The organism is Rahnella sp. JUb53 (genome assembly GCF_004346065.1).
GTDB classification, from domain to species: Bacteria; Pseudomonadota; Gammaproteobacteria; order Enterobacterales; family Enterobacteriaceae; genus Rahnella; species Rahnella variigena.
The window spans coordinates 841,797-854,471 of the sequence record NZ_SLYT01000001.1 but is presented as its reverse complement, the minus strand read 5'-3'; the positions used below and the strand labels follow the sequence as shown (position 1 = coordinate 854,471).

Below are 12,675 nucleotides of genomic sequence, written 5' to 3'. Positions count from 1 at the left end.
TGACAGGTGTTCACGTGCTTATTCCTGGTCATCATCAGACAGACGACGACGCGCCAGAGAACGCAGGCCGGTCCACAACAGAATCGCTGCCAGCAACACCACGATAACCGCCATCACCGCCAGCAGAACCGGATGGGTCGCCAGCGCATTCCACACACGTTCCCACCATGGCAGATGACCGACGTAGTAAGTGTCACCCACTCTCAGACTGCTGACGCCAGAATCACGCACCACGCTGACCGATCCGAAGACCTGCGCGCGTTGTTTAGTGTCCTGCATCGAGGTGTTGAGCAATTCAAAGCCTTGCGGACTGTTCGCCATCAGCGCCACGACGCTGCGCTGGTCAAAATACGGTGACTGCATACCGACGACTGCGGCTATCGGGCCCTGCGCCGTGATTTGCGCACGGGTATCCACCTGAGCGTCGCTCGCCGGTGCCGTATTGTCCGGCAGCGGAGTCTGGCGGATGGGCGTATTCACGGCGTCGCGTGCGGCAGTGATCAGCAAATTGGCTTTTTTGTCATCGCGCATACTGTCGTCACGCAGACTTTCCGGCAGACTGCCGATCACCAGTAAATCCGCATCGGTCGATTTGGCTTTAGCAGTATCTTCCGTCAGCCCCACACCCAGCGCCGGATACCCGGTGAGCGCGCCAATATTACCCATCGCATCAAGCAGCGTAGTCAGCTGCACCGGCTGCGGTTGCGGCTGAACCAGCACCAGCGTCTGGGACAAATCGGCCATGCGGCTGAACGGGAAACCGGCATTGGCGAACGCACGTAAATCCGGCATCGCCATAAAGTGACGGTAACCGGAGAAGTCGATGGTTGAACTGTCGTCAATCACCACATGATTTGGCACCGTGGTGTAGGTTTCGCAGCGACCTTCCGTGCCGCTGGCCAGCAGCGAGGTGTAGTCGAAATCAAAGCGCATCTGGTTCACAGCACCGAGTTTTAGCGCCGGAATGTTCAGGTCTTTGCTGCCATCGAGCAGCCCTTGTAACAAGGAAAGACGCAGCAGTTGTGAATCCTGATCGTGACCGGTTTTCAGGGTCAGGTCCTGCACAAACTGGTTGTTCAGGCTGATGCTCAGGCGTGAGGTATTTTTCAGCTGCGGCGACGTATAACGATATTTCAGCCGCATATCGATACCGGTGCTGTTGATGAGGAACAAGTCCGGCGGCAGGTTGATATTGAGTGTAATCGGGTTCGGCTGAATACCGTCTGACTGCAACTGTTCAGCGTACTGTTTCAGTTCACCGAAGTTCATCGGGCGGTCGGTGCGCACCCAGTTTGGCGCATCGTACGGCTGACGTGGCTGAGCCTGGTCAACATTATCCACGCCGATGGCTTCACCACGGAACAGGATGTTGCCCTGCGCGATGCCTTTTACCGCCGTCAGCAAATCTTTATCGTCACGCCCTAAAATCAGCAGCATTTTCACGTAAGGATTATCCGGGCGGCTGACCATCTGCACCACCGGCCCTTTCACCGGCGGCAACGCTTTGAGGAAATCCGGGCGCTTGTCATTGGTGGCAAACACAATGGCATGACTGTCCGGCATCTGGTTATACAGCGTCGGGAACGACTGACCGCGCCACTGCGCTTTGGTCCCGAACCAGGAGGCAAGAATTGCCGCCGCCTGTTGCTGGGTGGCGTCCGGCGACGCGGCAAAGACCATCGGCAAATCCAGCGGACGACTGTCACGCGCATCAAAAAACGGCACCGGGAAATGCGCCAGATCGTTGCTCAGCGGCAGTTTTTGGTATTGCAGACTCAGCGAACTGCCCTTACCGATCTCCAGCCACAGCGTGGTATTGGCCGGGTTTTCACACACATTCTGGTAATGGCCGATAAATTCCAGACGGATGCGGTTGAAGTCTGTGACATAGCGCGGATCAATCGCCATCTGTAAGTGGTTTTTCTTGCCGAGCTGATCTTTGTTGATCACTTCAACGCCCATCAGTTGGTCATTGAGATACACCTTAAGATGTGACTGTACGGGGATCAGCGACGGTGACGGTGTGAATTCCAGATTCAGCATCGCCTGTGTTACCACTTCATCACTGCGCACACCGAATTCAATCTGACCGTTAGGCTGAATGCCACGCAGGGTAATCGCACCCGGCGTCGGCGCCACATCCGCAAACGGCAGCGTGACACTGCGCACTGGCGCGCCCGGAATGATCATCGGATCCACCGCCGGTGCGACCACCGGTAACGTCACCTGCGTCGGAGCCGACGACGTCATAATGTTCGCAGAAACTGCGGTAACGGGCTGATTGCCTGCACTGGCTGGTGCTGGCGCACCGAAGGCCGGAGCCACTGAACCCACCGCCAATGACATCAGGGCGGATGCCATCAAAATTGTTAGAGGAAGTCTTTTCATTATTTGGTCATCATCAGGTTGGGTTCATCAGGCTGAACGGACAGCGGCGGATTTCGCGGCGCGAAAGACAGCAGCCAGCCGCCAAACGACCGGGTGCGCGAGGCCAGCGGACGGAAGCGTTGCGGTGCAATATCCAGCATCCGCAGGTAGCCGCGGATACCGAGCCCCAGCACTTCACGCAGGCTTTCCATCGGTTTGTCTTCAGGGAAACTGTCTTCGCGCAATACCCAGCTGTCAGCACGGGCAAAAGTACATTGAATGAAATCGATATGTTGTTGCGTGGTGAGCGGCAGAAGCTGCATTCCCATGCTGGTACCAAACACACGACTGATTTGCATCGGGAAAGTGTATTCCTGCTGACCACGGTGCAACAGTAACGTGACGTTGTCACCAGCTTTAAACTGGCTGGCACTTTCAGTTTCCAGCCCGACGCCGTTGTCCGAATAATCCTGCACGGTACACACATAAATGTGGCCGTCCGGTTTTATCAGCGAGGCTGGCATTCTGGCTTCGACACGATGCGCCTGACGCACCTGTTTCGATTCAAACGCCACCGCAATCGCCCCGCCGAGAATAATCATGTTGTAAATCACCCACGCCATACTCACCAGCACGGTCAGGATTTCATCGGGGCGACCATAAATAATGCGGTAAATGCCGAAGAATAATCCGGCCAGGTTAAGCAGCATCAGAATCTGATACGGGCGGCTGATTTTCCAGTCAACGTAGGCGTGTTTGTTCAGGCCACCTTTGGCGGTGACGTTAAATTTACCGGCGTGCGGATTAAACAGCGCCACGGTAGTGGGTCGTGCGATATACCACGCCAGCACGGTTTCGTAGATTTCATTCCAGAAAGAATGGCGGTATTTCCCCTGCACGCGGGAGTTAGTCAGGCTGGCGTGGATCATGTGCGGCAGAACATACAGTGCTATCGCAATCGCCGGGGCATAAATGATGTAGGCGTGTAATAACAGAAATGCCAGCGGCGCGGTCAGGAAGATAAGCCGCGGGATCCCCGCCAGGAAGTGCATCATGGCGTTGGCATAACACAGCCGTTGTGCCAGTTTCAGCCCTTTGCCGAACAGCGGATTATCAAGGCGGAAAATCTGCACCATCCCGCGCGCCCAGCGGATACGCTGACTGACGTGGGCGGAAAGGCTTTCAGTCGCCAGCCCCGCCGCCTGCGGAATACGGATATAGGCTGAACTGTAGCCGTGTCGGTGCATACGCAGTGAGGTATGGGCATCTTCGGTGACGGTTTCCACCGCGATACCACCGATTTCATCGAGCACATCACGGCGTAATACCGCGCAGGAACCGCAGAAAAAGCTGGCATCCCACAGGTCGTTGCCGTCCTGCACAAGACCGTAGAACAACTCGCCTTCGTTCGGTGTGCGGCGCATACGTCCCAGATTTCGTTCAAACGGATCCGGTGAGAAAAAATGATGCGGCGTCTGCATCATGCTGAGTTTTTTATCTTTGAAGAACCAGCCGACGGTCATTTGCAGGAAAGAACGGGTCGGCACGTGGTCGCAGTCAAAAATCGCCACAAGTTCACTTTTTGCCTGTTTCAGCGCGTTATTGATGTTACCGGCTTTGGCATGCTCATGGGTTTTACGCGCAATATACTTGATGCCAATTTCGTGGGCAAAATCGGCGAACTCCTGCCGGTTGCCGTCATCAAGCAGGTAAATAGTCAGTTTTTCCCGCGGCCAGTCCAGCCCGAGCGCCGCATACAACGTCGGTTTTACTACGCTGAGGTCTTCGTTATAGGTGGGGATCATCAGATCAACCGACGGCCAGGTCGAGACATCCTCAGGCATCGGCACCGGTTTACGGTTAAGCGGCCAGATGGTCTGGATATAACCGAGCACCAGCACGGTCCAGGAGTAGGTTTCCGCGCCCAGCAGCAGTAAACCGCAAATCAGGCTCAGCGGATCTTCCCAGTTCAGGGTTGAGGTGTAGCGCCACCATAAATAGCGGCAGGAAATGGTCAGCGACAGAACAATCATCATCAGCGCCGGGAAACGCCCCGGAATGCGCCGGATAATCATCGCAATGCTCCACAGCAGCACCACGAAAATAAACTGGGCGAGATAACCAAATGGCTGGGAAATGCAGAACATGGCCAGCGTAAAGGCCACCAGCCCGGCCATCAGCATCAGAACGCGCCTGCCGGCGCGGTGCATTTTTCCGATACGACGTGTGATACGGGTTTCCAGCGGGCTTTGCGTCACCCGTTTTGGCAACGATTCCAGCCAGAAATGGATCCTTTCCCGCAGCCGTTGCGGCCACCGGCTATAAACGATGCCGCCACGGGTTTTTCCTGCCGGGATGATGATCAGCAACCACAGGCTCTGAACGAGATAACGCAGCGGATCGGCAATACGCACCCGCGAAGGCGAAATTTGCGGATACCAGCGGGTTCTCTGCGCGCCCACACGCTGCCAGGCAGGTGATTCAAAACGCAGAAACAGCCAGCACAGCGCCACACAAAAAATCATCATGCCGGAAGCAATGCGTGAAGATTTTGCCTGCCGGTAACGGCGGTAACGGTGCTGCAATTCCTGCATAACGGGCGGCACAAAAAACAGGTTCAACAGGCCGTTCATTTTGCCGGACTCCGCACCGCTTGCGGCTGACGAAGATTGAGCAGAAACCAGTTCGCCAGCGTATTCATTTCACGGGCGATCTTGCTGTTATCTTTCCATTCCCCGACCGGTTGTTTCACCGCCAGCGATTCCGCCATGGCTTCATCACGATGTAAAATCACCGGGATCAATGCTGGCAAGGTTTCTTGCCATAACAGCAAAATATCTTGCTGTAACTGGCTGGAGGGAACGAACTGATTGAGCAGATAGCGCCCGTTTGGCGCTAAGGCGTGCTGGTGTAAACGAAGATGCGACTGGGTATCGGCGTGCAGAAGTACCACCGTGCTGTCGGCCAGCGACTGCGCAGGCAGAGGATCAGCCGCCGGAGAATCAATCAGGATCCAGTCATAGACGCCGGTATTTTTGAGCTGCGTGAGCGCTTTTTGCCAGTCGAAATCGGCCTCACTGACATCTTCACCTGAAACATGACCGTAAGGCAGAAAGTCGAGACGGGCGTGGTAACGCATCGCTGATTGTTGCCAGGCTTCTCCGGCTTGGTGCGCGGAACACCAGCCACGCGACTGAGCGAAAGGCATACCAAAATGCAACCGCAGCACGTTTTCCGGTGAAAAGTCGATCACCAGCACTTTTTCATTCAGTTGTGCGAGCCCCCAGGCCAGCGCTGCGGTCACCGAAGTGGTCCCGGTACCGCCACGAAAACCCTGTAACGCGATGACAGCCATATTATTTTTTCTCCGCGCCGTGTTCAGCGAATTGCGCCAACTCAGCCAATAATGGCCAGCGGGACATTAGTTGCGGAATTTTTTCTTTACGGGCTATATCTACGTAATGTAATTCTGACAAAGAAAAAAGGTGACTCAGCGCATAAAAATCATCATCGCTGGACGGTTCGGATTCTTCTGAGTCTGCAATATTGGCCGCCACCGTTTCTCTCCCTGCTTCAATCCAAATGCTGATACTTCAGCACAGCCAAAAATTGCCCGGCATGATTAGGCATTTTAGTATCAAACATTATTGTGAAGAATTATGATTATTTAATGTAGCAATGATAGAATTTATTATACTCACATTTATCAGTGTGTCCCAGCAGACTTTTAATCAAAACCGGACAGAAGCAGATTAACAATATGGCACTCTCCTTTTCATTGGGTATGAAGCAATTCTGGAATGGTTTAGGCCAGATGCAGGCTCAGGGGCTTTACTGGGTCAACACCGACAGTCAGGAAGCGGCATATCGTTTGAGTGGTCAGGTACTTGAAGCTCAGCGGGGAGAAATCCCTGTCAGCCTGTTTTTTCCACAGCACAATTTAATTTGCTCTGGTGATAAAAATAGACTAGCTGATGACAATATCCTTCTTACCCATTTGCATAAATACCCCAGGCAAACGTTTTATTATCAGCACGCGGAAGGAAAAAAAGCGTTTCTGGGATTGCCCGCCGATATTAATCGCCTGCCTGCCCCCCCTGCTTCTTTAATGATTTTATTACTTCCTGCCGTGCGCTGTCAGGAAGTAAAAGATAAACAACTTTCCCGCTGGCTGAGTGAAATTCAGTCAGGTGCTAATAGTAAAGGGGCGACGCTGCTTATTATCTGCTTCGGCGATGGCATTAATGCGGTTAAATCCCGCTTACATTTATTCCACCACAATATATATGGCCTTGCTGATTTAAAAACCGATGTGAACCCAAACCAGTGGGGCATCTCCTGGTGGCATGACAGTCTGGGTGCCGAAGCGAATACGCTTTATCCTCTCCTCCCGCGCACGAACGGTTGGGAGATCCAGAAAGACGGTGCTCCTTCAGCTTCAGCCCAAACCGGTGATGATCAGTGGATGTTGCTGGCAGAGCGTTCGGTGCTGGAAGGTGCGCCAGCACTTTCCGGGCGCTGGTTCCTCTTCGATGGCAACGACGCGCTGACCGAAAGAGCCACGCACGCCCGTTCTGCCACCGTTATTTTTGCGCTGGCGGGTAACGATGAAGTGGAAGTGCTCGCACGGCAGATCCACCTTTTGCGCATTCAGCGCGGCAATGGTTTGAAAATTGTGGTGCGCGAGATGAATTCTTCCCTGCGCTATGTCGACCAGCGTCTGTTTCAGGCCTGCGGTGCCAATCTGGTGGTGCCGCACGCTGCACGCCTTTCCAACTTTCTGACCTTACTGGATGACCTGCAAAATCTGACGTTTACCCGTCACGTCCCGCAGGACATTGACGTGCTGCTGGACAGCCGTTTACCAACGCATCATAAGGGATATCTGCCGCTGCCGGTGTTCTGCGACGTGATGCGCGATATCTGGGATCACGCCGCGCTGGCGACCGAATCACGCGGGATTTTAATTTCACTGCGCCCTGCCGCCGGGATCAGCCCGCAGCAGGCGATGTCGCTTTGTTCGCTGCGCCGCGACGGCGATATTCTGACCGTGACAGAACGTCATCTGTATTTGTTCCTGTCGAACTGTCAGGTCAGTGATGTCGAAAACGTTCTGGCCTTCCTGTTTAATCTGCCGGTGAAAGAAGTCTTTAGCAGTCAGACTTTCTGGAGTCACGAGCTGGATATTCAGACAGAAGTTCGCCGTCTGGCCGCCAAACCGCCGATGGCAAATCCGGTGTCGGAAGCACAGCCTTTTGTGGCGCATAAATCTGAACCTTTGAAACGTGCGCCCGTTCATCAGCCCGTTCCCATCACGCTGGCCGTGAGCGATACGCCCGTTATTAACACGCCGGAGTAAGAGAAATGGACATTCAGGACATTATCGAAATTTTCATTCTGGCGGCGGTGATTTTTCTTCCGCTGGGATATGCCCTGCGCAGCCGTTTGCCGCGCTGGAGAAACCGCTTTGCGACGCGATTTCTTTCGCCGCGTTATTTAACCCCCATAACCATCAGCAGCATCAATAAGAACCGCAAACGCTCCGCGACTTTGCCTGAAAATTCTGCGGCTACAGGGAAATCCAAAACTTCATCATGAACGAATCGCACTCTTCTTCTCCGCGCTTGCGGATCTGGCAATCCTGGCGCGGTCTTGGTGCCTGGAACTACTATTTCTTATTGAAATTTGTTCTGCTTTCACAGGGTTATCTGAATTTTGACGCGCTGAGTAATCTGGTTTTTGCGGCGGTATTATTATTCCCGCTTCGCTCCCTGCGTCTGCATCGCTGGCGACAATGGGTTGCCCTGCCGTTCGGCCTTGCGCTGCTTTATCATGATACGTGGCTGCCGGGCTGGCGTTCCATTGTCAATCAGGGAGCTGACGTCGCAGGTTTCAGCGTCAGTTATCTGCTTGAACTGGCTGACCGTTTCATCAACTGGCAGTGGATTGCAGTCGGTTTCGCCCTGCTGGTCGGTTATCTGTTTATTTCACAGTGGTTACGCCTGACGACATTCACGGTGATAGCCCTGTTATGGGTAAATCTCAGCGGTCTGATCACGCCGTTGTTTACGTATACACCGGCACCGGTTGTGGCACAAAATACCGCGGCGGCTCCGGCACAAGTCGCGCCATCCGCTACCGATAATACCGTCACGGGTCCGCCGACCAATGCCAACCTGAATGCGTATCTGGATCAGTTCTATCAAAACGAACGCCGCAAGGCGACGAAGTTTCCTGATGCCCTGCCAGCCGATGCGCAGCCTTTCGATCTGCTGGTGATCAATATCTGTTCGCTGGCCTGGGCTGATCTGGACGCGGTGAATCTTTCGAATTCACCGCTGTGGTCGCGCTTTGATTTTGTCTTCAGCAATTTTAACTCTGCCACCGCATACAGTGGCCCGGCGTCGATTCGCCTGCTGCGGGCGAGCTGCGGTCAGCCATCCCACCACGATTTGTACCAGCCAGCCGGTCAGCAATGTTACCTGTTTGACGATCTGGCGCGCCTGGGCTTTACCTCGCAACTGGCGATGGATCACACCGGCGTGTTCGGTAATTACATCGGCAATCTGCGTGATGACGCGGATATGAAAGCCCCGCTGATGTCGCAGGCGGGTCTGGGTTATGAACTGACCTCTTTCGACGGTTCACCCATTTTCAACGACGGGCAACTGTTCTCCCGCTGGCTTGAGAATCAGCAAAAAGCCGGCACCGCACGGACAGCAACCTTCTTCAACCTGATCCCGCTGCATGACGGCAACCGGTACGTCGGCAGCAATAAAGGTGCGGACTACCATAACCGCGCACAGACACTGCTGAACCAGCTGAACACCTTTATGGATCAGCTGGATAAATCGGGTCGTAAAGTGATGCTGGTGGTGGTGCCTGAACATGGCGCGGCGCTGGTGGGCGATAAGATGCAGATTTCCGGCCTGCGTGATATCCCGAGTCCGGGTATCACTCACATCCCGGTCGGTGTGAAGTTCTTTGGTATGCAGGCACCACATGCGCCGTCGCCGATGAAAATCGAAAGCCAGAGCAGCTATCAGGCGATTTCAGAAATGGTCGCCCGCGCAGTCGATGGCAAAGTCTTTACCACGCCGACCATGGACTGGAAAACCTTCGCGTCGAACCTGCCGCAAACCCCGCTGGTGTCTGAAAATGAAAACTCGGTGGTAATGGAATATCAGGGGAAAATCTATATTCGCCTGAATGGCGGTGGATGGGTGCCGTATCCGAGCTGATGCTATTTTGTGGGCTTGCCGCCCACACGGGCAAAACCTTGGGTTGCCACCCAAACGGCCTAAGGTCAACACCGTGGGCGTCGGCCCACACCGACTTTGGTCAAGGTCAAGTTCAACACCTTGGGTTGCCACCCAAACTGGCCTCAAGGTCAAGACCGTGGGCGTCGGCCCACACCGACCAGAGACCCGGTAACGCGCGGGCCTCTGGACTCCGCGCTTTTTTCACTTCGCGCTATCGCTGGACACTATGTTTCAGGTGCCACTGCGACAGGCTGGAAATCTTGCCGCTGCGCGGTGCCTTCTCTCGGTCTTCGAGCCAAAGGTCTCGAAGCCGCTCCGTTCAGCAATATTTCTGAACCGCCCTTGGCTTTTAAAAACAAAACAGAACAAGTAAGGTTGTGAAGTAAAGGCCTGAGGCCGGTTCCAAAATACCGCCGGACGAGAGGTGGAAAACCGCGTGTCTTTTTACGCGGGTTGTAACCCGAAGGGAGGGAACCGCGCAGCGGCGGGATTTTGCGGCTATCACTGTGATACCTGAAACATAGCCAGCGAGCAGAGCGCGCAGTTAAAAAAACGCAGGATTCCAAAGGGTTTCGTTTAAAACCCTTTGGGCCAGTGTGGGTGGCGAGCCCACGGTCTTGACCTTGAGGCCAGTTTGGGTGGCAACCCAAGGTGTTGGTGTTGGTTTTGAATTTAAAAGCCGCCTGTGTCCGGCATTGACACTATCACTCCGCAAATAACTGGTCATACACATGCTGTAAATGCCTTGCCATCCGCGCTTTCGCCCCCGCGCCATCTTTCGCCAGAATCGCGTCCAGGATCCCCTGATGGTCGGCATTCATTTCACGGGCAAAATCCACTTCGGTATAATGGCTTTCCAGACGCATAAACCGGCGTGAGCGGCGTTTATCCCACAGGTAGCCCATCATATCGTGCAGCACTTCATTGCCGGTCATTTCACTGATCATCAGATGGAACCGACGGTCGGCTTCAAGAAATGCGTCATTATTGGCATTCAGCTTGTTCAGCTCATCGGCAATTTCTTTTAATTTCACACGCTGCTCATCGGTACCGTTAATCGCCGCCAGTTCCGCCGTCATCGCTTCATACACCTGTCGCGCTTTCACCAGCGACTGCAGGCTGAATTCTTCTTCATGACTGACCGTTTGCTGTGCGGCTGGCGTTGCCTGTGGCAGCGGGTCGCTGACGTAGACACCATTGCCAGTGCGGATTTCCACCCAGCCGGTGATCTCCAGTGCAATCAGCGCCTCGCGGATGGAAGAACGGCTGACGCCCAGCTGTTTGGACAGGTCACGTTCGGACGGGATCATCGCCCCCGGCGCGAACTGACCGGTGTTGATGCAGTTAATCAGTACGTTTGAAATCTGGCGATACAGCCGTTCCACTTTCAGGGTTGGTAATTCCATTATTGTCTCCGTGTTCTTGCTGAATCGCAGATCTGTTATCCCGGTCACATTAATCATCGGTTTGATACTGAATCATATGTCGGTCTGATGGCCTGACCAGCAGACCACCTGACCAGACCGCGCATTAAGATTGAACTTATCACCGGCCATGCGTCAACTACATTCAGAGAGTCAGTTAACAATTTTAAGGAAAACACATGGAACAGACATGGCGTTGGTACGGCCCGAACGATCCGGTTTCGCTTGATGATGTGCGTCAGGCTGGCGCCACTGGCGTGGTCACCGCCCTGCACCATATTCCTAACGGTGAAGTCTGGCCGGTAGAAGAAATTAAAAAGCGTAAGGCGATCATTGAAGCCAAGGGTCTGGTGTGGTCGGTTGTCGAAAGCATTCCGGTACATGAGGAAATCAAAACCCGTAGCGGAGATGTTGAGAAGCACATTGCTAACTATCAGCAATCTATTCGTAATCTGGCGGAATGTGGGATTTATACGGTCTGCTATAACTTCATGCCGGTTCTGGACTGGACGCGTACCGATCTGGGTTATCTGCTGCCGGACGGTTCACGCGCCCTGCGCTTCGACCATATCGCTTTCGCGGCCTTTGAATTGCATTTGCTCAAACGTGAAGGCGCAACGTCTTATTACAGCGCGGAAGAACAAAAACAGGCGGCAGAATATTTTGCGGCGATGACGCAGGCAGAGAAAGACCAGCTGGTGTCTAACATCATCGCTGGTCTGCCGGGTGCAGAAGAAGGTTATACGCTGGATCAGTTCCGTGCCCGTCTGGCGACGTACGACGGTATCGATAAGGCCAAACTGCGTGAAAACATGGCGCACTTCCTGCGCAGTATTGTGCCAGTGGCGGAGCAATGCGGATTAAGTCTGGCGGTTCATCCGGATGATCCACCGCGCCCTATTCTCGGCCTGCCGCGCATTATCTCCACCATTGAAGATATGCAGTGGCTGAAAGAAACCGTCGACAGTATCCATAACGGTTTCTGCTTCTGCACCGGTTCTTACGGCGTGCGTGAAGATAATGACCTGGTGAAAATGATGACCGATTACGCCGACCGCGTTCACTTCATCCACCTGCGCGCAACGCTTCGCGAAGATGTTCCGGGCAGCTTCCATGAAGCCGACCATCTGGACGGTGATGTGGATATGGTCGCAGTCATCAAAGCCATTCTGACCGAAGAGCAAACCCGCCGCCGCGCAGGTAATTTGCGCGCTATCCCGATGCGTCCGGATCACGGCCATCAGATGCTGGATGACTTGCACAAGAAAACCAATCCGGGGTATTCGGCGATTGGACGTCTGCGGGGACTGGCGGAACTGCGGGGTGTGGAGCGGGCGTTGAAACAGAGCTTCTTTGCCGAGTAAACTCGCGGGATAAATTAACTTCCGACTGAGATAATTTCGGTTTCTTAATAACGGTTATCACTCGGCCTTTCGCGCTGAAACCGACCAAGAGGGAAAAATGCTTTTTCCCTCTTGGATCTCCCTTCGCTTTTTCAACACGTGCTAACGCTCGCTGGCTATGTTTCAGTTACTGCAGTGACAGGCTGGAAAGCTTGCCGCTCTGCGGTTCCCTCACTCGGTCCTGGAGCCTCTGGTCTCCAGCCCGCTCCGTTCAGCAAG

General features: G+C 54.1%; 9 protein-coding genes. 4 read left to right on the top strand and 5 right to left on the bottom strand.

The features are described from left to right. Positions 1-18: 18 nt before the first annotated feature. Genes bcsB through bcsR form a run of 4 tightly spaced genes read right to left on the bottom strand, consistent with a single transcriptional unit; the run spans position 19 to position 5,924 of the window. Positions 19-2,388 carry a cellulose biosynthesis cyclic di-GMP-binding regulatory protein BcsB gene (bcsB, locus tag EC840_RS03950; RefSeq protein ID WP_129638208.1) on the bottom strand — a complete coding sequence of 790 codons (2,370 nt, stop codon included), beginning with the start codon at positions 2,386-2,388 and terminating at the stop codon, positions 19-21. Then, positions 2,388-5,000, bottom strand: a complete 2,613-nt coding sequence (bcsA, locus tag EC840_RS03945; RefSeq protein ID WP_132964029.1) for a UDP-forming cellulose synthase catalytic subunit — start codon at positions 4,998-5,000, stop codon at positions 2,388-2,390. Before bcsA ends, bcsB begins: the two co-directional genes overlap by 1 nt. Then, entirely contained in the window at positions 4,997-5,722 is a 726-nt protein-coding gene (gene bcsQ, locus EC840_RS03940) for a cellulose biosynthesis protein BcsQ (protein ID WP_129638206.1), read from the bottom strand. Before bcsQ ends, bcsA begins: the two co-directional genes overlap by 4 nt. Position 5,723: 1 nt before the next feature. Next, positions 5,724-5,924: a cellulose biosynthesis protein BcsR gene (gene bcsR, locus EC840_RS03935; RefSeq protein WP_112290777.1), complete on the bottom strand. Its 201-nt coding sequence runs from the start codon at positions 5,922-5,924 to the stop codon at positions 5,724-5,726. Between the two features lie 203 nt (positions 5,925-6,127). Here bcsR and bcsE point away from each other — a divergent pair, with 203 nt between their 5' ends. From bcsE to bcsG, 3 genes are read left to right on the top strand one after another with little or no spacing between them, the layout of a single operon-like run. Next, positions 6,128-7,726, top strand: coding sequence for a cellulose biosynthesis protein BcsE (gene bcsE / locus EC840_RS03930; RefSeq protein ID WP_132964028.1), 1,599 nt, complete (start codon positions 6,128-6,130; stop codon positions 7,724-7,726). Positions 7,727-7,731: 5 nt separating this feature from the next. After that, positions 7,732-7,965 carry a cellulose biosynthesis protein BcsF gene (gene bcsF / locus EC840_RS03925; protein ID WP_132964027.1) on the top strand — a complete coding sequence of 78 codons (234 nt, stop codon included), beginning with the start codon at positions 7,732-7,734 and terminating at the stop codon, positions 7,963-7,965. Then, the gene (bcsG, locus tag EC840_RS03920; protein WP_132964026.1) at positions 7,962-9,608 is read left to right on the top strand and encodes a cellulose biosynthesis protein BcsG; all 1,647 of its coding nucleotides are present in this window, start codon (positions 7,962-7,964) and stop codon (positions 9,606-9,608) included. Before bcsF ends, bcsG begins: the two co-directional genes overlap by 4 nt. Before the next feature lie 725 nt (positions 9,609-10,333). On the opposite strand, the gene EC840_RS03915 is transcribed toward bcsG, so the two are convergent. Next, a complete protein-coding gene (locus tag EC840_RS03915) occupies positions 10,334-11,035 on the bottom strand; it encodes a FadR/GntR family transcriptional regulator (RefSeq protein WP_112291999.1) in 702 nt (233 codons plus the stop codon). Positions 11,036-11,232: 197 nt separating this feature from the next. Between EC840_RS03915 and uxuA the strand changes: the two genes are divergently transcribed. Further along, complete coding sequence (gene uxuA, locus EC840_RS03910; RefSeq protein ID WP_132964025.1) at positions 11,233-12,417, top strand: mannonate dehydratase; 1,185 nt, start codon at positions 11,233-11,235, stop codon at positions 12,415-12,417. The last annotated feature ends 258 nt before the right edge of the window (positions 12,418-12,675 follow it).